Here is a 22,439-nt window from a genome sequence, read left to right on the forward strand (position 1 = left end):
CAGGCGGGATCCAAGCGGGGCGAGCCCAAGCAGCGGGCCGAGCGGGACGCGGGCAAGCAGAACGCAGGCGACCGACCCCCGTCCGAGCAGCCGCGGCAGAGGCAGGAAGCCAAGGAACCGTCGACCCCGCAAGCGCCCGCGCCCGCCGCGCCGCAGCGCAAGAAGCGGAAGGTGCTCAGGTTCGGCTGAGGCGGGGTCGCGCTGGATGAAGTGAGCTTTCTCACCTCGTCTGGTACACTTCGCCAACCGCGACTCCCGCGCCCCGGGCCCTGTGCGGCCCGTGGGCGCAGCGCCCCACCCGGCGCACCGGCGCAAGAGGATCAGAGGGAGATACCACATGGCCCAGGCGTACCGATACCCGCTCACCCGCGTCTGTCTCAGAAGCGGAACCATGACGCTGCCCCTGGCCATGCTCCATCTCTTCCCCGAGGAGGGCGCCATCACCGCCGTCGACAACGAGACGGGCGCGGAGTACGAGCTCGAGCTCACCGGCCCGCGGGTCCTCGCCGGGCTCTCCGGTCTCTACGCGGCGCACGACCCCGAGGTGAACGACGAGCTTCACGTGACGCCGCTGGGCGACGGCAGGTTCGGCTTCGACGTCGTGTCGCGCGTGAGGCGCAGCCAGGCGGCCACGACCACGGCCCTGGCCGGGGTCCTGGACGAGCTGGCGGCGGCCGGGGTCCCGGTGACGGCCGCCGAGGTCCACGCCCTCTTCCCGACCCTGCCAGACGGTTTCGACCTGGAGCCCTACCTCGCCTCGGACCCTCGCTTCGTGCAACGCAACGGCCGCTGGCAGAGCGCCGCGGCGGAAACGGAGGAGAGCGAGCTGGAGCCCGAGTCGCCCAAGCCGGCACGGCTCACCACGGAGGCGCCGGTGGCGGCCGCCGAGCTGGTCGAGGTTGCGGTGGGCGGCACCGCGGTGGCGCAAGCGACCGCCGCCGGTGGCGGCGCAGGGTCCGCCGCACGCGCGGGCGAACAGGTCCGGGGGGAGGCCGGGGGCGAGGGCGCCGGGGGGACGACCCGGGCGTCGGAGCCACTTGCGGCCGAGCAACCGCCCCTGTGGCAGGAGGGCGGCTCGGCCGCCATCTGGCAGGGTTTCGCCGCCAGCGCCGAACGCCCCGCCCCTCGTGGGGGGGAGGCGCCGGGCAGCCGGCAGGTCCACGAGAGGAGGGTGCCGGAGCCGGCGCGGGCGGTCGAGGAGCCGCTTGACGACGCAGACCTGACCGCGCTCGAGCTCGCCCAACGGCTTCGGCGAGTCCTGGAACCCCTCGGGTACCGCGCGACCCCGTTGGGGGGCGGGCAGATGACCCTGACTGCCGACCTGGGCCGCCGCCAGTATGAGGTCCACGCGCAGCTGCTCCCCAGCGGCGAGCGCCTGGACTGGGCCGCGCTGCTGGCCAAGCGCCGCACGTCGAGCGCGCGCTTCCTTGCCGTCTTCGGCGACCACCGCGACCTGCTGCGGCTGACCAGCCCCGCTGAACTGGCCCGGGCGACCCTCTGGAGCTGGGAGGCCCTCGACCGCCTGCGCGTGCTTCACGGCACGGTGCCCGTCAGCCCCATCGACCTCGAGTCGCACTTCGATCGCGATGGGCTCTTCGAGAGCGGCCTCGACCGCTTCGAGCAGGGCGTGGCGGCCCGCGTGGCGGAGCGCGGCGCCACCTCGCAGGTCCTCACGCGCCTCGGTCAGATGCGAGCGCCGAGCGTGTTCCTGCTGGAGGAGTTGGCGACGGACGCCGGCATGAGCCGCGACGCCGTCCTGCGCATCCTCGAACGCCTGTCAGAGGCGCCCTTCCACCTGGTGGCGCGCGTCGACCAGGGTGAGTTCCTGCTGCGGGTGCGGGTGGCGGACGCCCTGACCAGCCTCGCCGCCTACGCGGTGAGCCTCAAGGAGCGCCTGCCGTCGCGGAAGCACGAGCGGCTCACGGGGCTGGACGACGAGCCCGCGGAATCCGGTGGTGCCGAGGCGGCTGCGGACGCTGTCGACGGCGAAGGGGGGCCCGCCTCCGCGCGGTTGGGCGAGGAGCACGGGCCCCTGGGCGATTCGCTGAGGGCATGAGATCGCGGCCGGACTCCGGGTGCCGGCCGCGCGGAGACCGCGGGAGGGCCGGCCGCCGGCTCAGGCCTGCGACCCGCCACGCGTCTTGCGGCCCGTGGCGGTGCTCACCCCCGGGAAGCCCCAGACACCCATGCGCCGCATGACGTCGCCCTTGGTGAACTGGTAGCGCATCACCCCCACGACATGGACGCCGAGAAGCGCTAGGTAGCCGTAGGCGAGGAGCCGGTGCGCCGTCTGGGCGCGGACGTCCTCGAGCACGGCGGGGATGGTGGCGCCGGGCTGGAGCACCGCGGGCATGAGCCCGTTGGCGATCAGGGCCGCGGCTCCGCTGAGGGCGAGGACGAGCGGAACGAGCAGCGCCAGGGCGTGGACGGCACCGTTGAGTGCCTCGTTCCAGCGCGGCAGGCCCGGCGGCGGCGCCACGGGTCTGCGCCTGGCGAGCACCATGCGTATGGCGGACAGGACGGCGATGACGACCCCGTCGATGAGGTGGGCGGCGTACAGCGCGGCGCGGACGTCCGCGGCTTCGGTGCGCGCCATCACGAGGCCCATGGGGAACATGGCGAGGATCAGCAGGGCGCTGAGCCAGTGAAGCCGCTGCTGTGCGAGGGTGTACTCTTCCGCGAGTCTGGTCATCTCACGCTTCCCTTCCCGATGAGGCAGCGCCGCTGGGCGCTGCCTCGAGGTTGGCTATCAACTTGGTGAACGTGGTCAGCAGGTGGTCGACCTCGGCGTCGCTCAGGTCGCCGAAGGCCATGGCGTTCACGCGCCCCGTGGCGCGCACCACCTCCTCCTCGATCTCTATAGCGCGGTCGGCGAGGCTGACGATCACCTGGCGGCGGTCGGCGGGGTCTTGGCTGCGGGTCACGAGACCGTCGCGCTCCATGCGCTTGAGCGTGTGGGTCATCGTCGACTGATCGATCTGGACGCGCCGGCAGAGTTCGGTCTGCGTGAGCCCGTCCTCCTCGTAGAGGGCGAGTAGCTGGGCGAGCTGACCGGGGACGACGCCCAGCGGCTCGAGCTCGATCCGGATGTTGTGAGCGAGGAGCCTGGCGAGGTGGTTGGCCTGGTACCCGAGGGAGCGTCGCCGCGTGAGCGTGGCGGCTTCACGCGCCGGCGCCGGGCCGCGGCCGGGAGCGTAGGAGGTTGAAGAACTTGGCATGCCAACTATTATACATGGTCAGCCAAGTAAATACCACCGTTCGCGGTCGCTCGACCCGGGGCCGAGGGGTCAGCCTTGATGGTCGGTACGGACTCCGGGGGCCCGGACGGGCGGGGACGAGGTCCTTAGAGGTCCTGCAGCGCGCGCACGGGGAGGGGCCGGCCGTCCGCGCGGGCCGCCGCGGCCGCCGCCATCGCCCCCACCGTCCAACGGGCGGCCTGCAGCGTGGTGACGTACGGCACGCCGTTCTCGAGCGCGCGCCTGGGCTCGGACGTGCGCTCGACGTCGACGAGCAGCCCGTAGTCGGGCTCGACGCCCGGCCCCAGCGGGCCCCGGGCGACCTCGAAGCCCAGGCCGATCAGCTCGGCCCCCAGCTCGTCCAGGCCGCCGCCGATGAGCCTCACGCGGCCAGAACGCGGGAGGTCGGCGCCGGCGCCGAGGGCCGCGCGGTAGTAGGCCAGGTACGGGTCCTCGTCGATGCCCATGCTCTCGCCCGTCGAGCGCATCTCGGGCCCGAGGAATGGCGCGACGCCGGCGAACTTGAGGAACGGCAGCACGACCTCCTTGACGCTGTAGTGGCGCGGGCGGGGCGTGACCGTGAAGCCGAGCTCTACGAGGCTCCTGCCCGCGCTGACCAACGCGGCCAGCTTGGCAAGCGGCACCCCGACGGCCTTGGAGAGGTAGGGGATGGTGCGGCTGGCGCGCGGGTTGGCCTCGACCACCAGCACGTCGTCGCCGCGTACGACGTACTGGACGTTGATCAGCCCCACCACGCCGATGGCCTCCGCCAGCTTGAGCGTGTACTCCTCGATGCGCGCGAGGGCCTCCGGTGCCAACGTGACCGGCGGGGTCACGCAGGCGCTGTCGCCCGAGTGGATGCCGGCCAGCTCCACGTGCTCCATGACGCCGGCCACCACCGTGAGGCGCCCGTCGCGGAGCGCGTCCACGTCGACCTCGGTCGCGCCCGCGATGAACTCGTCGAGCAGGATCGAGGGGTTGTCGGGCAACTCGGCGTACACCTCGGCGAGGTAGGACTCCAGCTCCGCCGCATCATGCACCACGCGCATGGCGCGGCCACCAAGGACGTAGCTGGGCCGCACCATGAGCGGGTAGCCCAGACCCTCCGCGAGCGCGGCGGCCTCCTGCGGGTGAGCGGCCACCGCCCCGCGCGGCTGCGGGATGCCCAGGCGCCGGCACAGGGCGTGGAAGGCGTCGCGGTCCTCGGCCGCGTTGATGGCGTCGGCCGGGGTGCCCCAGATCGGGACGCCCGCGTCCGTCAGCCGCCGCGCCAGTTTCAGTGGCGTCTGACCCCCGAGCTGGACGATCACGCCGTCCGGCCGTTCGTGGTCGACGATGTTGGCGACGTCCTCGAAGGTGAGGGGCTCGAAGTACAGGCGGTCCGCCGTGTCGTAGTCGGTGGAGACGGTCTCGGGGTTCGAGTTCACCATGATGGTCTCGAAACCGGCGTCCTTCAGGGCCCACACGGCGTGCACGGTGGCGTAGTCGAACTCGACGCCCTGCCCGATCCGGTTGGGGCCGGAGCCCAGGATCACGACCTTGCGCTCGGCCGACGGTGGCGCCTCGTCCTCCCACTCGTAGGTCGAGTAGAGGTACGGCGTGTACGCCTCGAACTCGGCGGCGCAGGTGTCGACCGTCTTGTAGACGGGCGCCCCGTCGTGCAGGAGCCGGGCGGCCCGCAACTCGCCGGCCGGCGCGCCCGTCAGGGCGGCCACCTCGCGGTCGGAGAAGCCGATGCGCTTGACCTCGCGCCACCGCTCCCACGTCCACTCGGCCGGGGGCGGTCCCGCCGCGATCTCCTGCTCGGCGAGCACGATCTCCTTGAGTTGGGCCAGGAACCACGGATCGATGTGGGTGTCCTCGAAGAGCGACTGGACGGACCGGCCGCGCCGCAGCAGCTCGAGGACGGCCCCGAGTCGCTGCGGGTTGGCGTGCAGGCGGGCCTCCAGCTCCGCCACACTCAGCCCGGCCGTCTCGCTGCGCACGTCGAGCTCGAGCGAGCGCAACGCCTTCAGTAGCGACTCCTTGAAGGTGCGCCCGATCGCCATGACCTCGCCCACGGAGCGCATCTGGGTGCCGAGGGTGGTCGAGGCGGTGGGGAACTTCTCGAAGGCGAAGCGCGGGATCTTGGTGACCACGTAGTCGATGGTCGGCTCGAACGCCGCCTTGGTCTCCTTCGTGATGTCGTTGGGCAGCTCGTCCAGGTGGTAACCCACCGCCAGCAGCGCGGCGATCTTGGCGATGGGGTAGCCCGTCGCCTTGCTGGCCAGGGCCGAGGAGCGCGACACGCGCGGGTTCATCTCGATGACGATGCTGTCACCCGTGGCCGGGTCGACCGCGAACTGGATGTTGGAGCCGCCCGTGTCGACGCCGATCTCGCGGATGATGGCGATCGACTGGTCGCGCAGGCGCTGGTACTCCTTGTCGGAGAGCGTCTGGGCGGGCGCCACCGTGATGCTGTCGCCCGTGTGCACGCCCATGGGGTCGAAGTTCTCGATGGAGCAGATGATGACGACCGTGTCGTTCTGGTCGCGCATCACCTCCAGCTCGTACTCCTTCCAACCCAGCACCGACTGTTCGATCAGCACGCTGTGGACGGGGGAGTCGTGCAGACCCTGATGGACGATGGCGCGGAACTGAGCCTCGTCGTGGGCGATGCCGCCGCCCGTGCCGCCCAACGTGAAGCTGGGACGGATTATGGCCGGGTAGCCGATGGTGCTCACGAACGCGAGGGCCTCGTCCAGGCCGGTGACCATCTTGCCGGCCGGCGTCTTGATGCCGATCTTGCTCATGGCCTGCTGGAACAGCTGCCGGTCCTCGCCCTTCTGGATGGCTGCGTAGTTGGCGCCGATGAGCTCGACGCCGAACTCCTCGAGGACCCCAAGCTCGTGCAGCTTGGAGGCGAGGTTGAGCGCCGTCTGGCCGCCGAGGGTGGGGAGCAGGGCGTCAGGCCGCTCGACCCGGATCACCTCGGTGACGAACTCGGGCGTGAGGGGCTCGATGTAGGTGCGGTCGGCGACCTCGGGGTCGGTCATGATGGTGGCCGGGTTCGAGTTGACCAGCACCACCTCGTAGCCGGCCGCCCGGAGCGCCTTGCAGGCCTGGGTGCCGGAGTAGTCGAACTCGGCCGCTTGCCCGATGACGATGGGCCCGGAGCCGAGGATGAGGATCTTCTGGATATCTTCGCGTCTGGGCATGGGTGAGGGGCCTCGCAACCACCGAAGTGGGAGTGTAACACCCGGCCGCTCGCGCGCCGGCGGCGCCGGGTGGCGCGCCGGGCGGACGTAGGCGGCAGCCGGGTAGGGCGCTGCAAGAACATGCGGCGCGGTGCACGCTTGCGGCATGGCCCGTCGCCGCCCGCTCATCCCCGCTCCCGCTCCCACCAGCGGTCGCGCCGGTCGGGCCGGCCGCGGGCGGCGCGCCTGGGCGGGCGGCCCTGCCGCCCAAGACCACCCGCTCGCCGCCGCCGGCTTCCTGGCGCTGCTGCGGGGCGGGGGCGTGCAGGACGCTGCCGCGGCCGAGCTCGTCGGAGGCGTGGTCTGCCGGTTGCCCACCCTGGCGGCCTCGGAGGCCGAGGCGGTGGTGGGCCTCGGTTCGCGCCTGACGCTCGCCCTGGCGCGGCTCGCGTCGGCGGTTGGCGCCGGCGCCGAGGTGCGCGCCCGGCCGCTGGTGCGCCTCGGCGAGGGCGACATGCTGAGACCCGAGCTGGCGGTGCTGGCGCCGGCCGAGCGGCGCGGCGCGGCGCCCGCGCGCGCCGCGGGCGGCTACCACCATCTCGGTGGCGCGGGGGCCGAGCCGCGGGAGGTCATCCTCGCCGTCGAGCTCGCCCGCGTGGGCAGGCACCGGCTCGTGAGCTACGCGCGGGCCGGCGTGAAGGAGGTGTGGTTGCTCGACCTGGAGCGGTCGTGGGCGGAGGCGTACCGCGCGCCCTGGGCGGGGGCGTTCACCTCGCGCACGCTCTGGTACCCGGGGGAGGAGGTGCCGCTCGGCGGGCTGCCCGGCCTCGCCGCCCAGGCGTTGGCGTTCGACTGAGGGGCTGGGCCCCTCACTGCTCCACTGTGGGCTCGAACCCGATCACGAACTCCTCGCCCGCCACTCTCACGCGGTCGCCCTCCACCAGGCGGTGCTTGCGGCGCGTCTCCACCACGCCGTTCACGCGCACGTCGCCGCGCTGGATCAGCAGCTTGGCGTGCCCGCCGGTGGAGGCCACGCCGAAGAACTTGAGCGCGTCGTCGAGGCGGAGCGACGGCGGCGCGTCCGCGTCCGCGCCGGCCCCGCCAGCCGGCGCCGCCATCAGCGGAGCTCGGTGGGTTCGGCGGCGGGGTAACTGCCGAGGAACTTGACGAACGCGGCGCGGCGCATCAGGTCGGTCATGGCCGCGGCCACGTTCGGCTGGTCGATGTGACCCTCGATGTCGACGTAGAAGAGGTAGCTCCACGGCTTGTCGCGGCGCGGCCGCGACTCGAGCTTCGTCATGTTGATGTCGTGGCGCGGGAAGACCTCGAGGCAGGCCACCAGGTCCCCCGGGCGGTGGCGGGTGGCGAGCACCAGGCTGCTCTTGAACAGGGTGCCCTCGGGGTGGCCGCTCGCGCTGCCGCCCCCGGTCTTGGCGTCGAAGTGCGCCAGCACGAAGAAGCGCGTGAAGTTGAAGGGCAGGTCCTCGATCTTCTCGGCTATCACGTCGAGACCGTACTCGGCGGCGGCCCGCACGCTGGCGATGGCCGCCTTGCCCTCGCCGCCGTTCTCCGCGAGCAGCTTGGCGGCGCCGGCCGTGTCGAAGTCGGTCACCGCCTCCAGGCCGTGCCGCCGTATGAAGCCCATGCACTGCGCCAGCGCCTGCGGGTGGCTGTAGACGCGCTTGACGTCCTCCAGCTTGACGCCCGGCTTGACGAGGAGGTTGTGGTGCACGCGGACCACCCGCTCGCCCACCACGTTCATGTCGGAGTCGGTCAGCAGGTCGTAAGTCTGGTTGATGGAGCCTGCCAGGCTGTTCTCCACCGGCAGGCAAGCGTAGTCGCACGAACCCTCCGCCGCGGCCGCGAACGCCTCCTGGAAGGTGGGGTAGCCGACCGGCTCCCCGCCGGGAGCGAAGCCGAGCGCGGCCTCCTCGCTGAAAGCGCCTGGGACACCTTGGTAAGCGATGCGGACTCGCCGTCGTGCGGTCATGGCGAGGAGTCTACCCCTACCCGCGCTCCTCCGCCCTCAGGCGGCGGCCTCCACCTCGCGCCGCAGCGACTCCAGGCGCCGCTCGACCGCCTCGAGCTCGGCTCGCAACTCGCGGAGCCGCTCCAGCTCGGTGCCCACGAAGCGGGTGTAGGGGCTGATGGCGGCGGTGAGCTTCTCCTGCGAGCGGTCCAGCTCCAACCGGAACTGCTTCCCCACGCCCTCGTCGAGGACCGCCTGCAGCTCCGTCATCTTCCGCCGCAGCTCGCGCTTGGCGCGCGCCCGCTGACGCGGGAAGACGAGGAGGCCGAGCCCCATGGCGGTCAGGCCCAACGCCAGGCCGGTGACGTCGAGCGCTGCGCCCGTCATGATGGCCAGCATCGCCGCGGAGAGGCCCAGCCCGCCGACCTCGAGCAGCCCCGTCTGGATGACGGCGCCCTGCAGCCTGTCGGCAAGTTGGCGCGCCTCGGCGGGTGCGTCGTACTCGCCCATGGCGGCCTCGGCGCGCTCGCGCAGGCCGCGCAGCAGCGCCTGGCGGTCGTACTGGAAACGCCCGCCCACCTCCCCGATGACGCGCTCCTGCTCGGCCGCGCGCTTCTCGTTGAGGTAGGCCATGACGTCCTCCCACAGGTGGATGTTGCGCCCGATGAACCAGTCGACCAGCTCGCCGAGACCAGCGTCGATCTCCGCCTCCGCGCTCTTGACGACCTTGGCCTCGAACTCCTCGCGCACCTTCTGGCCGTTCATCAGCTTGGGGAGGCGCCGCCACCTGATGGTGTCGTCGAAGAACTCCTCGCCCCGCCGCTCCACGTCCGCCAGCACCCCCTTGAGGGAGCCGACGTACTTGGTGAGGTCCCGCTCGAGCTCGGCGGCGAAGTGCAGGCGCTGCCGGTCGATCTCGGCCAGCGTGGCCTCGTCGTCGGTCAGGAGCCCGAGGCGGTTCTCCAGCACCGTCGACTGCTGGTCGGCCGTGCGCCGCGCCACGCCGAGGGGCGTCAGCAGCTTCAGCTTGAGCCGGTCGGCGCCGAGTCGGTGGCGGATGGCCGCCTCCAGCTCGGGGAGGCCACTGGCGGCCAGGGCCGCCTCGTCGCCGGCCTGACGCGCCAGGAACGCCCGGCGCGAACTGACGCCGAACACCTCGGGCGTGGCGCCGAGCGTCTCGCGCGCGTGCTGCGCCACGAACGCTATGACCGTCTCGCGCTCGGCGTCGGTCGCGAGGATGTCCACCTTGTTGACGACCATGATGACCTTCTTGCCCCACGACGCGATCAGGGTCAGGAACTCCCGCTCGCTCTGGGTGAAGGGACGGTCGGCGCTCGTGACGAAGAGCACGAGGTCGGCGCGGGGCACGAAGCGCTCGGTCAGTTGCTGGTGCCGCGCCACGATGGCGTTGGTACCGGGCGTGTCGACGAACGCCACGGTGTCCAGCAGGTCGCTGGGGTAGGTGCGCCTGACGACGCCGCCCTCGTCGTCGGACTCTGCCACCTCGCTGCCGTGGGTGATGACGGTCACGCGGTCGGTCGTCGGCGTGACGCCCTCCGGCATCACGCGCTCCCCGAGGAGCGCGTTGATGAGGCTCGACTTGCCCGCGTTGAACTCGCCCGCCACGACCAGGAGGAAGATGCCGTCGAGGTCGTCGACGGCGGTGCGAACGTCGGCCACGCTCTCCGGTTCCGCCTCGAGCTTGGCGAGCAGCACCAACAGGTCGGTGACGGCCCCGCGCTCGCGCGTGACGAGGTCTCGTAGGCCGTCGGGCAGCTCAAGCACCAACGGAAGATACCACGGCGCCCACGCGGTTCTAAGACACCCGCCTGTTAGAGTCTGCCATGCCGGACACGGACAGACTACTCGCCGAGTTCAAGCTCGAGATGGGCATCCTCAACGACCTCGGCGCGGCCGCGGACCTCCTCTCCTGGGACCAGGACACCTACATGCCGTCCGGTGCCGCCGCGGGTCGCGGCCAGCAACTGGCGACGTTGCACTCCATCCAGCACGCCCGACTCACCAGCGAGCGCGTGAGCGACCTGTTGGCGGCGCTCGAGTCGGCGGGCCTGCCGGCCGACTCCCCCGAGCGCGCCATGGTGAGGGAGGCGCGACGGCATGCCGACCGCGCCCGCTCCGTGCCGGCGCGCCTCGTGGAAGAGCTGGCGCGGCGGTCCAGCAGCGCGCGGGTCGCGTGGAGCAGGGCGCGCGCGGAGGACCGCTTCGAGCTGTTCGCCCCGGAACTCGCGGAGATGTTCGCGCTCAAGCGCGAGGAGGCGGACGCGGTGGGTGGCGGCTCCCGCTACGACGCGCTCCTCGACGAGTACGAACCCGGCGCCACCGCGGCAGGGCTCGCCGAGCTGTTCGAGCCGCTGCGGGTCGAGCAGGTCGGCCTGCTGGAGGCCATCCGGGCGAGCGGCGTGCAACACCCGGCCGGCATGCTCGAACGCGGCTACCCCGTGGCCGCGCAACGCGACCTGTGCCTGCGCACGGTGGCGGCCTTCGGTTACGACCTCGACCGCGGGCGCCTCGACGTCACCCTGCACCCGTTCGCCACGACCATCGGCGGCGACGACGTCCGCATCACCACCCGCTACGACGAGCACTTCCTCAACACGGCGCTGTTCGGCGCCATGCACGAGGCCGGTCACGCCATGTACGAGCAGGGGATCGACCCCGCCTACCACCGCACGCCCCTCGCCAGCGGGGCCAGCCTGGGCGTGCACGAGTCGCAGTCGCGCCTGTGGGAGAACCTGGTCGGCCGCTCGCTGCCGTACTGGCAGGGCGCCTACCCAACGCTGCAGGCCGCCTTCCCGGCCCAGCTCGGGGAGGTCGCGCTCGCCGACTTCTACCGCGCCATCAACCGCGTCGAGGGGAGCCTGATCCGCGTCGAGGCCGACGAGGTCAGCTACAACCTCCACGTGCTCGTGCGGTTCGAGCTCGAACTGGCGCTCTTGCAGGGCGACCTCGCCGTCGCCGACCTGCCGGGCGCCTGGAACGAGCTGTACGGCGAGTACCTCGGCCTGGCGCCCGCCTCCGACGCCGACGGCTGCTTGCAGGACATCCACTGGGCGGCAGGCCTGATCGGCTACTTCCCCACCTACGCCCTCGGCAACCTGATGAGCGCGCAGCTCGCCGCCGCAGCGCGCCGCGCCGAACCGCACCTGGACGAGGCGCTCAGCGCCGGCGACTTCGCGCCGCTACTCGCGTGGCTGCGGGTCAACGTGCACAGGCACGGCTGCCGCTACCGGCCGGAGGAGCTCCTCGCCCAGGCGACGGGTTCGGGTCTGAGCGCCGGACCGTACATGACGTACCTTCGCGAGAAGTACGGCGAGCTCTACTCCCTGTGAAGGGTGGCCATGGCGCGGGGCAGGTGGGATCGCTGACTTATCCTGGGGCCGACGCGCGGGTGCGCCTCGCGGGGGTCGTGGGGCGCATGGGCCGGCGACCGGTCCGGGGGCCGGTGAGGAAGGGACGACGGATGCTCATGGCTGAATGGCGCAAGCTCGCCACCAAGACGGCGCTCGCCGCCGCGCTGGCGCTGCTGGCGACGCCGGCGTTGGCGCAGATCGGCGCGGCGCCCACCACCATCCTAGCGGGGCTCGCGGACTACGCCCCCCGCGCCGACGGCGCCGAGTACCTGACCGGCAGCGGCTTCCGCTTCCACGTTACGGCGGTGGATGGTGTGGCCACCGAGGTCGGCGGGTCCGGCGCGCTGACGGACGCCAACGTGCGTTTCCTCGGCGCCCTCGTGGGCGCCGCCAGCGGCTACGGCGCCGGCATCGCCGCGCCAGTCGCCGACTTCTTCCGGACCCGTGCCGCCGAGCTCGAGGGGCGGGGAGAGGTGGCCATCGAGGTGATGGAGTACCTCATGTTCGTGGTGGTCACGCCGGCAGCGGCTGACGCTCCCGGAGCGCCGGGCGTGGTGGAGGTGCGGTTCGCGCCGCAGTTCGTGGCGGACGAACGCTTCGGGCCGCCAGCGCACGCCCTCGGTCCGGCCGACGCGGCGCACGTGATCAGGCTCTTCACGGACCTGCAGTGCCCGTTCTGCGCGCAGTTCGAGTCGCAGGGCATGCCCATCGTGCTGGACGAGCTGCTGCCGCGGGGCGACGTGCGCTTCGAGCTGCACCACTTCCCGCTCAAGAGCATCCACCCCAACGCCATCGCCGCGGCGGAGGCCAGCGAGTGCGTGGCGGCTGCCGCCGCTGCGACCGGCGGACGAGACGCCGGTGAGCGGGCCTTCTGGGACTACCAGGCCGCTCTCTTCGCGGCGCAACCGAGCTGGGCCGACCTGCCCGACCCGCTTCCCTCCTTCGCCGCGGTGGCCGCCGAGCTCGAGCTGGACGGCTCCGGGTTGGCTGCTTGCGTGAGGAGCGGCGAGTTCGGGCCGCTCGTCGAGGAGTCCTACCGCGTGGCGGCGGTGGAGCTGCGGCTCACGGGCACCCCCACGCTGTTCGTCGACGGCCTCAAGGTGGCCGATTACCGCGACCTCGACGAGTACCTCAGGCTCATGCGGCTCGGGGACGCCATCCGGCTGGGCGCGGGCGCGCCGGCGGCCTCGGGCGCGGCCGAGGCGGCGGCGCCCGCTCAGGACGCGTCGACGTCAGGTGCGCCCGCCAAGGGCGCGCCGGCCCAGGGCGCTGACGCGTCGGCGCCGAGTGAGCCGGACGCGCCGTCCCAGGACGCTGACGCGCCGGACGCACCGACCCAGACCGCTCCCCCACAGGGCGCCCCCTGACCCTCGGCGCGCGCCGGGGCGCGGCACGTGCAGCGCTCGCGGCGGCGCCAGGCCGAGCGGCCCGTGAGGCCGCTGGGCTCCGTGTGCGATAGTGATGCTCAGTCAGGATGGACGACGACGGCGGGGCGGCTCGAGCGGGGCCGTCACCGCGGCGCAGTGCGCGGGAGGGGAGCTAGATGACCGAAGCGAGCCAGTACCCGAGTCTGGTGTGGCACCTCAAGAACACCGAGCTGTTCGAGGACCTGACGCCGGACGAGATCGAGCAGATGGCGCGCATCACGCCGTACAAGAAGTTCGCGGCCGGCGAGATCATCTACCACATGGAGGACCCCGCCGACGCCCTCTACTTCGTGCGCGACGGCATGGTGAAGATCTCGATGTACTTCCCGAACGGCAAGGAGATGATCCTGGGGCTGCTCGGCAAGTACGACATCTTCGGGGAGCTCCTGCTGCTCGAGAGCGAGAGGCGCCCCAACCAGGCGGAGGCCGTGACGGACACGACCCTCATCGTCATGCCCGAGATGGAGTTCCAGCGCCTGCTGCAGCAACAGCCGCGCATCGCCATGAAGTTCATACAGGTCATGAGCACGCGCCTGTGGCAGGCGCAGCAGTGGCAGGCCGAGGTCGGCGCCTTCGACGCGCCCGGCCGCCTCGCGAACCTGCTACTGCGGCTTGCCAACGACTTCGGCGTGCCGGGCGACCGCGGCACAGTCATCGACCTGACCCTGACCCAGCAGGACCTGGCCAAGATGATCGGCGCCACGCGCGAGACGGTCAGCCACTGCCTGGCGCGCCTGCTCGAGTACGGCGCGGTGCGGCGCCGACGCGCGCCCATCACGGTCAACCAGGAGCGCCTGCAGGCGTTCCTCGACGAGGCGAGCGCCTGAGGGGCGGCATCGTCACGACCCGTTCATGACGATCACCGGCACCTTGGAGGCGGCCAGGATCTGCTCCACGCGCGGACCGAGGTAGAGCCGCTCCGAACCTGGACGCACGTCGGTACCCAGGATGATGAGATCGTGGCCCAGCTGCTCGGCGACGGCGAGGATGGCGGTGCTCGTGTCGGCCGCCACGCGCACCTCCGTGTCGGGGTTGACGCCGCGCGCCTCCCCCAGCTCCCGCAGGCTGTTCACGATCTGGTAGGCGGCGGCCAGCTGGCGCTGCTGCGCCGCGCCGCTGGCGTCCAGCCGGTAGGGCCCCTGCTCCCTGATCACGACGTTGAGTAGCGACACCCGGCTCGCCCCGTCCCTGGCCAACGCGAACGCCAGCTCGGCGGCGTTGCGCGACGCCGCCGTGCCCTCGGACGGCACCAGGATGCGCTTGGGGGGCCAGGACTCCGGCGTGGCCGCGCCCTTCACGACCATGGTGGGGCACGGCGCCATGCGCACGACCTGGTCGACCACCCGGTTGAACACCACCTCGTTCGTGCCCGACTGCTCCGACGCGCCCAGGACGATCAGGTCGTAGTCCTTCTGGGCCTCGTCGAGGATCACGTCGACCGGGGTCTCGGACTCGACCACGCGGCGCGTAACCTCGCCGTTGTCGAAGCTGCCGGCAAGCGCCGTCAGGTGCGCCTGGCCGGCGGCCTTCTCGTTCGGCCTGGCCACGTTCAGCAGGGTGACCGACAGGTCCTCCCCCAGCTTGCGGAGCACGTACGACTCGATGGCGCGTTCGGCGGGCCTGTCGCGCCCCGGGCGCGCGCCGCGGACGGGGAAGAGGACGCGGTGCACGTGCGCGATGAGGCTGTCCTCCGCCAGCTCCTCGTTGCGTAGGCGTTGCGCTTCCTGCTCGTCCGGCTTCACCCGCTTGAGCACGAAGCGCAGCGCCGATGGGGCCATCAGCGACGTGGTCATGGCCATCACCACGATGATCGAGTACATGTCCTGGCCGAGGATGCCCAGCTGCAGGCCGATGGTGGCCATGATGATCTCCATGGCCCCGCGCGCGTTGAGGCCCGCGCCGTAGGCCAGCGCGGTCCAGTGGTCGCGCCGCCCGATGAGGCGGGCGCCCAGGTACGTGCCGAGCACCTTGCCGAGCGAGGCGACCGCGATGACGCCGAGCGCTATCAACAGTAACCGCGGTTCGAACAGGCTCTGGAGGTTCACCTTCAACCCGGCGACGCCGAAGAAGAGGGGGGAGAAGACGCCGACCGACATCCCCTCGATGCGGTCGTGGACCTCGTCTGGCAGACGCCGCATCTGGCCGAAGAGCACGCCCATCACGAACGCGCCGAGGACGGCCTCGAGGTTGAGCGCCTGCGTGATGGCCGCCCAAGTGAAGGTGAGGACCATCACGAGCGTCAGGAGGCGGTACGGGCTGCCGACGCGGTCTTGCACCAGGTTCAGGGCGTGCCGCACGAGCATGCGCCCGAGCGTGAACGACACCACCATGAACGCGAGGACGCTCCCGACCGTCGTGAGGACGCTGCCGGCCGTGACGGCCTCGCCGCTCGCCAGACCGGCGACGATCGACAGGAGGATCCAGCCCGTCGTGTCGTCGCTCATGCCGGCCGCCAGGATCGTCTGGCCGATGTCGCGGCGCATCAGCTTCAGGTCGATCAGCACCTTGGCGATGACGGGTATGGCGGAGATGGCCATCGAGGTCGCCACGAACAGGGCGAAGACCAACCGGGCGTGCTGCCCGCCCAGCAGCGATTCCGGCAACAGTTGGCCGAGCACGAAGCCGCTCGAGAACGTGACGAGGATGCCGCCGAACGACACGCCCACGGCGGTGCGCGCGTGGCGCCTGATCAGCTGCAGGTCGGTCTCGAGCCCCGTCATGAGGAGCAGGAAGATGGCGCCGAGCAGGCTCACGACCTCGAGGAGGTAGCCCTGCAGCTCGGACTGAGGCAGCATCCAGCGGCCGAAGCCGGGCAGGACGCTGGAGAGTAGCGAGGGGCCCAGGAGGATGCCGGCCAGCAGCTCGCCCACCACGGCGGGCTGGTTGACGCGCCGGGCCAGCTCGCCCATGGCGCGGGCCGCGAACAGGAGGAGGGCGACCTGGACGAGCAGGTGCAGGATGTCGCCGTGTGGGGCTGCGGTGAACGGTGCCGTGGTCGTCTCCTTGGGATCGCCAGGACCGTGGTGGCGGGTCCTGCGGGGGCGCAACGCGGCGCGACGTCTGGGCGAGGGGGTCCGGCCCGGAGCCGGGGCCCGTTAGGACGATACCCGACCGGCGCGCGAGGGGCCGCGACGGCGCCGTGCTAGGGTCGCTCCCGTGGACCCGCTGAGGCGCTACCTCGTGACGACCGACCACGGTGACGTCGTCGTCACCGTCAACCCGGCCGCCGGCGGCCTGGACCCCGACCTCCTCGAGCTGGGGCCCGTCACGGCCACCGTGGCCCAGGAGCTCACCATGGCCACGCCGCTACGGGCGTTCGGCGCCAAGATGGTGGACATCATCGAGATCCAGGGGCTGGGCGACGTGACCATGAGCGGCTCGCTGCGCGACATGCTGGTGCGCGAGAAGGCGACGCAGGAGCTGCACCGCATCGAGCGTTACGCCAAGGACGCGAAAGCCGCCGGGCGCTGACACGGGCGCGGTTCAGTCCTCGTCCTCTTCCTCCTCGTCCTCGTCCTCTTCGACGACCTCGCCGAGGTCGGCCAGCAGCTCCTTGTAGAGCCGCAGGGAGAAGTCGCGGATCTGGGCCAGGGCCGCGTCGCCGCGCAGGTCGGCGTTCACGCGGCGCTCGGCCACCGTCACCACGCCGGCGAGCAGGTCGTCGAACATGGGCCACGGCCCCGCGAACTGCCCACCGTCTTCGGCGGCGCGTTCCGTCACGGACTCGGTCGCGGCCTCCTCGGCCGCCTCCGCTCGAGCGGAGGCCGCTTCTCCCGCGCCCTGCGCTTGCGCGCGGCCACCGGCGCGCTTCTGAGCCGGCTGCTTGCCGCGGCCGCCCTTCGCGCCACCCTGGGCGTCGCGCCTGTCGAGGGCCGCGAGCGCCTCCTGCGCGGCGAACCGCTCCGCCTCGCGCTTCGAGCTGCCCTGGCCGGTGCCGAGCAGCTCGCCGTCGATGGTGACGTCGGTCAGGAAGGAGGGTTCGTGCTCGGGACCGGTCTGCGCCGTGTCGAACTCGGGCCTCGCTAGGCCGAGCTTCTGGGCTCGCTCGATGAGCAGCCCCTTGGGGTGAGACATCTTCGCTCCTCTGGTGCGGGTGCCCGTGCGGGGGTCCCGCCGGGTGGGAGCCGTCGTGGGCTCCTCGCAGCAGCTGCCGGGCTCCCGCCGGTGCCCGTGGCCGCCTCCATGCCTTGTGCGGCGGTTCGGATGCGAGCACGGTCACGCCGCGAGCCCGGCAGCTGCCCAAGCACCTTAGCATGGCGCCGGTCGCCCGCTGCCTTCACGCTTGCGCTACCATTGGGCCCATGACGCGCCTGCTCCTCTGCGATGACCACGCCATGTTCCGGCAAGGCCTCCGGAGCATCCTCGAGACGGAGGAAGACTTCAGGGTGATCGGCGAGGCCTCCACGGGGCGCGAGGCCATCCGTTACGCCCTCGACACCCGCCCGGACGTCATCCTGATGGACATCCAGATGCCGGAGCTCGACGGGGTGGCCGCCACCAAGGCCATCCTCGCCGAGAGGCCCGACGCCAGGGTGATCATCCTCACGATGTACCGTCAGGACCGCTACGTGTTCGAGGCGGTCAAGGTGGGCGCCCGCGGATACCTCCTGAAGGACGCCGGCGCGGCCGAGCTGGTGGACGCCATCAGGCGCGTTGCCGCGGGCGAGACGCTGTTGAACGCGGAGATGGCGGCCTCCATCCTCGACGAGTTCCGCAAGCTCGGGGAGATGCCGAGCCACCCGGAGCACCGCCTGAGCGAACTCACGGAGCGCGAGGAGGCCATCCTGAGGCTGCTCGCGCAGGGCGCCACGAACCAGGAGATCGCCACCTCGCTGAGCGTGAGCGAGAAGACCGTGCGCAACCGCCTGTCCGAGATCTTCTCGAAGTTGCGCCTCAACAACCGCACCCAGGCCGCCCTGTACGCGTTGCGGGAGGGCATCGCGTCGCTGCAAGACAGCGACCAGTGAGCGCGCGCCGCGCGTCCGCCGCCGACGCCGCGGCGCTCGAGGAGCTCCTGCTACGACTCGCTCAGACCCCGGCGCCGACCGGCGCCGAGGGCGCGCGCGCCGCGGTGATCATGCGCCTCTGGACAGAGGCCGGACTGCAACCTCGCCTCGACGCCGTCGGCAACGTCGTGGCGGCGGTCGAGCCGACCGCGCCGGCGGCGGCGCACGCGCCCGCGCCCGCGCTAGCGGCGGTGGACGGCCCTCAGCCGGGTCGCGTCATCGTGGCTGCTCACCTCGACAGCGTGTTCGGGCCCGACATCGACGTGACCGTCACGCGTGGCGAAGGCGCCTGGCGCGGTCCTGGGATCGGCGACAACGCGGCGTCGCTCGCCATCCTCACCCGCTACCTGCAGACGCGCGACCGCCCCGACCGCGCCGCCCGCCCGCCGCTCCTGGTCGCCGCGACCGTGGGCGAGGAGGGCCTCGGCGACCTGCGTGGCGCGCGCCACCTGGTGGCGGAGGCGGGGGCGGGCGCCAGGGCCTTCGTGGCGTTCGACGGCCTGCTGGGCACCATCACGGACGTCGCCGTCGGTTCGCGGCGCTACGAGGCCCGCTTCGCGGCGGAGGGCGGCCACTCGTGGGGCGACTACGGCGCGAGCAGCGCGGTCCACGCGGCCGGCGCTGCCATCGCCGCCTTGACCGGCCTGGACGTCCCGCGCGCTCCCCGCTCCAGCCTGAACGTGGGGCAGGTGTGGGGGGGCACCAGCGTCAACGCCATCGCCGAGACGGCAGGCTTCAACCTGGACCTCAGGAGCGTTGGCGGCGCGGCGCTGGAGGCCCTCGACGCGGCCGCCACCGCCGCCATCAGGTCGGCCGCCGCCGCGGCGGGCGTGAGGGTGCGGCTGGACAGGGTGGGCGACCGGCCGGCCGGCAGGACGGCCGACGAGGCCCTCGTCGCGGCGGCCAGGGCCGCCTACGGCAGCGTCGGGGTGGCGGCGCAGACGTCGGCCGGCAGCACCGACGCCAACGCTGCGGTGGCCGCGGGCGTCCCGGCGCTGGCTTTCGGCGGCTACCGCGGCGGGGGTGCGCACCGGCTCGAGGAGTGGCTCGAGCCCGCGTCGCTCGAGGTGGGCCTCGCCGCCCTCGCCGCCCTCCTCGCGCGCCTGGCCTGACCTAGCGTCCCCGACCCCGCCGCGCTGCCAACGCCATGGCGTCCACCGCCTCGTTCTCGGCGTGACCGGCGTGACCCTTCGTCCACGACCACCGGACGACGTGACGCCTCTCCAGCTCGAGCAGCTCCTCCCACAGGTCGCGGTTCTTGACGCTCTGGCGCGCCGCCGTGAGCCAGCCGTTCCGCTGCCATTTCTCGAGCCACCCGTCGGTGAACGCCTTCTTGAGGTACTCGCTGTCCGTGACGATGGTGAGCGCGGTGGGTTCGGTCAGCGCCTCCAGGGCGCGCACGGCCGCCGTTAGCTCCATGCGGTTGTTGGTGGTGCCTGGCTCGTAACCGGCGTCGCTCAGGCGGCCGGCGGGGGTGTCGAGCAGGTACGCCCAGCCGCCGTGACCGCTGGCGGTGTCGCACGAACCGTCCGTGAAGGCGGTGGCGCTGGGAAGCGTGGCGGCGCCGGCGTGGCGGTCCTCCGCCGCGGCGAACAGCGGCGACTGCTGGGGGCGCTTAGTCGAACGTGGCATGGTCGGTGAGTGTAACCCGGGTCTCCCGCCCCCGCCCTCCGGCGTCTCGTAGCGGCGTGCCGCCGCCCGCGGCGCCGACGCGCTCCAGCACGACCACGGCCGCGGCGTGGTCGCGGCCGTGCGTGAGGGAGAGGTGCGCCACCAGCCCCTGCTCCCGGCAGGCGCGCTCCAGGCGCGGCGCCATGCGCAGCGTGGGGCGAGCGCCCTCCTTCACGACCCAGACGTCGCGCCACCCGAAGGGCTCGGCCCAGCACTTCTGGAACGCCTCCTTGGCCGCGAACCGCGCAGCCAGACCGGGGACGAGGTCGGTCCTGCCGTCGAGCGCCGCCAGCTCGTCCGGGTGGAACACGCGGGCCACGAACCGATCCGGGAAGCGCTCCAGCGACCGCCTGATGCGCCACAGCTCGACGAGGTCGAGCCCCACCGCCACTATCAAGCGCCGACCTCGGCGACGCCGTGCTCGCCCGCCAGGAAGGCGCGCTCGGCCATGTCGAGGAAGAGCCCGTGCTCGACGACGCCGGGGGTGGCGTCGAGTTGCCGCGCCACGGCGTGAGGGTCGAAAGGCGCGGCGAAGTGGAGGTCGTAGATGACGTTGCCGTTGTCGGTCGCGTACGCCTCGCCGCCGGCCAGGCGCAGGCGCGGCTCGCAACCGAGCTCGGCCAGGAGGTGCGCCGTGCGCCGCGCCCCGAAGGCGACGACCTCCACGGGCAGGGGGGCCTTCTCGCCCAAGCGCGTCACGCGCTTGCTGTCGTCGCCGATCAGCACGAACCGGCGCGCCGCGGCCGCCACGATCTTCTCGCGCGTGAGCGCCCCGCCGAGGCCCTTGACGACCTGCAGGTCGGGCGTCAGCTCGTCCATGCCGTCGATGGCGAGGTCGAGACCCCCCTCCGGCAGCTCGCGCACGGGGATGCCGAGGGCCCGGGCGCGCGACTCCGTGGCTCGCGAGGTGGCCACGCCGCTCACGCCGGTCAACGCACCGGCGCGCAGGCGCGCGCCAAGCTCCTCGACCAGCCACCGGGCGGTGCTGCCGGTGCCGAGCCCCAGCACCATGCCGTCCTCGACCAGGTCGAGGGCGCGCAGGGCCGCGGCGCGCTTCATGGCCTCCAGGCCGGCGGGTCGGTTCGTCATGGGCCGAGCATACCGTCAGCGGACCGGCCGACCGGCGCAGGGCGCGCGCCCAGCCGGTATCCTGGGCCACGTGCCAGCCGCCGACACCGCACCCGCAGCGAGCCGACCCGCCCACGTGAAGATCGTGCTGGCCAGCGCGTCGCCGCGGCGCGCGCAGCTGCTCGGCGCCCTCGGGCTCACGTTCGAGGTGATGGTCCCGGACGTCGACGAGGAGCCGACCGCCGGCGAGGCGCCCGCCGAGCTGGTGGCCAGGTTGGCGCGCACCAAGGCCGACCTCGTCGCCTCCCGCCTGACGGGCCCGGACGCGGCGCGCACGCTCGTCATCGCGGCCGACACCACCGTCACGATCGACGGCGAGGTCATCAACAAGCCGGGCGACGAGGCCGAGAACCGCGCCTTCATCCGGCGCCTGGCCGGGCGCGAGCACGAGGTGTTCACGGGGCACGCCCTGGCGTTCGGGGGGAAGCTCGAGTGCGTCGTCGTGCGCACCGCCGTCGAGTTCAGGCCGCTGACGGAGCCCGAGGTGGCGCGCTACTGCGCCAGCGGGGAGGGGCGCGACAAGGCGGGCGGCTACGGCATCCAGGGGCTCGGCGCGAGCCTGGTCGCCGGCGTGCGCGGCTGCTACCCGAACGTGATGGGGCTGAGCCTCGTCAACGTCGTCCTGGCGGCGCGCCGGTTGGGGATCGAGCTTGTCTAGGCTGTTGCGCGCCTGGTACCTCTTCGTCGGGCTCGGGCTCTTCACCGTGCTCTTCACCGCCTTCGTCGGCACGGTGCCGGCGGACGTCACGGCCGCCGTCGCCCTGCCGCACGAGCTCCTGCATAGGGCCGGCACCAACGTGCGGCTGGCGCTCGAGAGCGCCGTCGACCGCCGCGACCTACGATCCGAACTGGCCGAGGCCCAGGTGGCGCTGGCGGCGGAGCGCGAGACGGTGCGCCGCCTCGAGCTGGAGCTCGGACGCTACCGCGAGGTGGTGACCGTGGCGCAGGTGCAGTCGCCCGGCGTGCTGGCGGTGGCGCCGGTGGTCGGCAGCGACGGCGGCGCGGCGCTCGCGCGCCTACGGATCGGTCTCGGCGCCGACGCGGGCGTCGGTCGCAACATGCCCGTCACCGTGCCGGCAGGGCTGGTGGGGATAGTCACCGACGTCGCGCGCGCCAGCGCCGTGGTCCGCACCGTCGTGGACCCGCAGTCGCGGGTGGGCGTGACGGTGCGCGGCAAGGGCGGGCAGGGGGTCGCGATAGGCGAGGTGGGGGGCCTGGTCCGGGTGTCGCGCTTCATGCTCGACCAGCCCGTGGCCGTCGGCGACGTCGTCGAGACCTCGAGCTACGGCGGCCTCTTCCCGGCGGGCGTCAGCGTGGGCGAGGTGGTCGAGGTCCTCCCGCCCGACCCGAACGACCTGAGGCGCACCTTCATCGTCCGGCCGAGCGTGGAACTCGCCACCTTGCAGCAGGTGACGTTGCTGACGCCCCAGTGAGCCGTCGCGCCACGCTCGGCCG

General features: G+C 72.5%; 21 protein-coding genes. 10 read left to right on the top strand and 11 right to left on the bottom strand.

Going from position 1 to position 22,439, the window contains the following annotated elements; all coding sequences use genetic code 11:
• Window positions 1-391: 391 nt before the first annotated feature.
• Window positions 392-2,056, top strand: coding sequence for a hypothetical protein (locus H3C53_09930; protein ID MBW7916983.1), 1,665 nt, complete (start codon window positions 392-394; stop codon window positions 2,054-2,056).
• A gap of 60 nt (window positions 2,057-2,116) precedes the next feature.
• Here H3C53_09930 and H3C53_09935 read toward each other — a convergent pair whose 3' ends face one another.
• From H3C53_09935 to carB, 3 genes are all read right to left on the bottom strand, one after another.
• Window positions 2,117-2,692, bottom strand: coding sequence for a cytochrome b/b6 domain-containing protein (locus H3C53_09935; protein MBW7916984.1), 576 nt, complete (start codon window positions 2,690-2,692; stop codon window positions 2,117-2,119).
• 1 nt (window position 2,693) lies between these two features.
• The gene (locus H3C53_09940; GenBank protein MBW7916985.1) at window positions 2,694-3,218 is read right to left on the bottom strand and encodes a MarR family transcriptional regulator; all 525 of its coding nucleotides are present in this window, start codon (window positions 3,216-3,218) and stop codon (window positions 2,694-2,696) included.
• A gap of 125 nt (window positions 3,219-3,343) precedes the next feature.
• On the bottom strand, window positions 3,344-6,433 hold the full coding sequence (gene carB / locus H3C53_09945; GenBank protein MBW7916986.1) for a carbamoyl-phosphate synthase large subunit: 3,090 nt from the start codon (window positions 6,431-6,433) through the stop codon (window positions 3,344-3,346).
• 145 nt (window positions 6,434-6,578) lie between these two features.
• On the opposite strand from carB, the gene H3C53_09950 reads away from it, so the two are divergent.
• On the top strand, window positions 6,579-7,268 hold the full coding sequence (locus tag H3C53_09950; GenBank protein MBW7916987.1) for a hypothetical protein: 690 nt from the start codon (window positions 6,579-6,581) through the stop codon (window positions 7,266-7,268).
• A 13-nt stretch (window positions 7,269-7,281) separates the two neighbouring features.
• On the opposite strand, the gene H3C53_09955 is transcribed toward H3C53_09950, so the two are convergent.
• Genes H3C53_09955 through H3C53_09965 form a run of 3 tightly spaced genes read right to left on the bottom strand, consistent with a single transcriptional unit; the run spans window position 7,282 to window position 10,166 of the window.
• Window positions 7,282-7,530: an RNA-binding S4 domain-containing protein gene (locus H3C53_09955; GenBank protein MBW7916988.1), complete on the bottom strand. Its 249-nt coding sequence runs from the start codon at window positions 7,528-7,530 to the stop codon at window positions 7,282-7,284.
• Window positions 7,530-8,402 carry a prephenate dehydratase gene (gene pheA, locus H3C53_09960; protein ID MBW7916989.1) on the bottom strand — a complete coding sequence of 291 codons (873 nt, stop codon included), beginning with the start codon at window positions 8,400-8,402 and terminating at the stop codon, window positions 7,530-7,532. The genes H3C53_09955 and pheA overlap by 1 nt, the downstream gene beginning before the upstream one ends.
• 36 nt (window positions 8,403-8,438) lie before the next feature.
• A complete protein-coding gene (locus H3C53_09965; GenBank protein ID MBW7916990.1) occupies window positions 8,439-10,166 on the bottom strand; it encodes a dynamin family protein in 1,728 nt (575 codons plus the stop codon).
• A gap of 59 nt (window positions 10,167-10,225) precedes the next feature.
• Here H3C53_09965 and H3C53_09970 point away from each other — a divergent pair, with 59 nt between their 5' ends.
• The 3 genes from H3C53_09970 to H3C53_09980 all read left to right on the top strand — a co-directional run bounded on the left by H3C53_09970 (window position 10,226) and on the right by H3C53_09980 (window position 14,006).
• The gene (locus H3C53_09970) at window positions 10,226-11,731 is read left to right on the top strand and encodes a carboxypeptidase M32 (protein ID MBW7916991.1); all 1,506 of its coding nucleotides are present in this window, start codon (window positions 10,226-10,228) and stop codon (window positions 11,729-11,731) included.
• 131 nt (window positions 11,732-11,862) lie between these two features.
• On the top strand, window positions 11,863-13,119 hold the full coding sequence (locus H3C53_09975) for a thioredoxin domain-containing protein (GenBank protein ID MBW7916992.1): 1,257 nt from the start codon (window positions 11,863-11,865) through the stop codon (window positions 13,117-13,119).
• A 176-nt stretch (window positions 13,120-13,295) separates the two neighbouring features.
• Window positions 13,296-14,006 (top strand): Crp/Fnr family transcriptional regulator, encoded by a 711-nt coding sequence (locus tag H3C53_09980; GenBank protein MBW7916993.1) that lies wholly within the window; start codon window positions 13,296-13,298, stop codon window positions 14,004-14,006.
• A 12-nt stretch (window positions 14,007-14,018) separates the two neighbouring features.
• Here the strand turns inward: H3C53_09980 and H3C53_09985 are convergent, their stop codons facing one another.
• The gene (locus H3C53_09985; GenBank protein MBW7916994.1) at window positions 14,019-16,226 is read right to left on the bottom strand and encodes a cation:proton antiporter; all 2,208 of its coding nucleotides are present in this window, start codon (window positions 16,224-16,226) and stop codon (window positions 14,019-14,021) included.
• 109 nt (window positions 16,227-16,335) lie between these two features.
• Here H3C53_09985 and H3C53_09990 point away from each other — a divergent pair, with 109 nt between their 5' ends.
• Window positions 16,336-16,650: a hypothetical protein gene (locus H3C53_09990; GenBank protein MBW7916995.1), complete on the top strand. Its 315-nt coding sequence runs from the start codon at window positions 16,336-16,338 to the stop codon at window positions 16,648-16,650.
• Between the two features lie 12 nt (window positions 16,651-16,662).
• Here H3C53_09990 and H3C53_09995 read toward each other — a convergent pair whose 3' ends face one another.
• Entirely contained in the window at window positions 16,663-17,253 is a 591-nt protein-coding gene (locus tag H3C53_09995; GenBank protein MBW7916996.1) for a hypothetical protein, read from the bottom strand.
• Between the two features lie 227 nt (window positions 17,254-17,480).
• Here H3C53_09995 and H3C53_10000 point away from each other — a divergent pair, with 227 nt between their 5' ends.
• Both H3C53_10000 and H3C53_10005 read left to right on the top strand, forming a co-directional pair.
• Window positions 17,481-18,146 (top strand): response regulator transcription factor, encoded by a 666-nt coding sequence (locus tag H3C53_10000; protein ID MBW7916997.1) that lies wholly within the window; start codon window positions 17,481-17,483, stop codon window positions 18,144-18,146.
• 110 nt (window positions 18,147-18,256) lie between these two features.
• A complete protein-coding gene (locus H3C53_10005; protein ID MBW7916998.1) occupies window positions 18,257-19,297 on the top strand; it encodes a M20/M25/M40 family metallo-hydrolase in 1,041 nt (346 codons plus the stop codon).
• 1 nt (window position 19,298) lies between these two features.
• Here the strand turns inward: H3C53_10005 and rnhA are convergent, their stop codons facing one another.
• The 3 genes from rnhA to rpiA are packed head-to-tail and all read right to left on the bottom strand — an operon-like array spanning window position 19,299 to window position 20,945.
• Window positions 19,299-19,817 carry a ribonuclease HI gene (gene rnhA, locus H3C53_10010; GenBank protein MBW7916999.1) on the bottom strand — a complete coding sequence of 173 codons (519 nt, stop codon included), beginning with the start codon at window positions 19,815-19,817 and terminating at the stop codon, window positions 19,299-19,301.
• Window positions 19,801-20,253, bottom strand: coding sequence for a 4'-phosphopantetheinyl transferase superfamily protein (locus H3C53_10015; GenBank protein MBW7917000.1), 453 nt, complete (start codon window positions 20,251-20,253; stop codon window positions 19,801-19,803). Before H3C53_10015 ends, rnhA begins: the two co-directional genes overlap by 17 nt.
• Complete coding sequence (gene rpiA, locus H3C53_10020) at window positions 20,250-20,945, bottom strand: ribose-5-phosphate isomerase RpiA (GenBank protein MBW7917001.1); 696 nt, start codon at window positions 20,943-20,945, stop codon at window positions 20,250-20,252. Before rpiA ends, H3C53_10015 begins: the two co-directional genes overlap by 4 nt.
• Between rpiA and maf the strand changes: the two genes are divergently transcribed.
• Complete coding sequence (gene maf, locus H3C53_10025) at window positions 20,944-21,642, top strand: septum formation protein Maf (GenBank protein ID MBW7917002.1); 699 nt, start codon at window positions 20,944-20,946, stop codon at window positions 21,640-21,642. The genes rpiA and maf overlap by 2 nt on opposite strands.
• Window positions 21,635-22,417: a rod shape-determining protein MreC gene (locus H3C53_10030; GenBank protein ID MBW7917003.1), complete on the top strand. Its 783-nt coding sequence runs from the start codon at window positions 21,635-21,637 to the stop codon at window positions 22,415-22,417. The genes maf and H3C53_10030 overlap by 8 nt, the downstream gene beginning before the upstream one ends.
• Window positions 22,418-22,439: the final 22 nt, after the last annotated feature.

This window comes from Trueperaceae bacterium (assembly GCA_019454765.1).
Taxonomy (GTDB): domain Bacteria; phylum Deinococcota; class Deinococci; order Deinococcales; family Trueperaceae; genus JAAYYF01.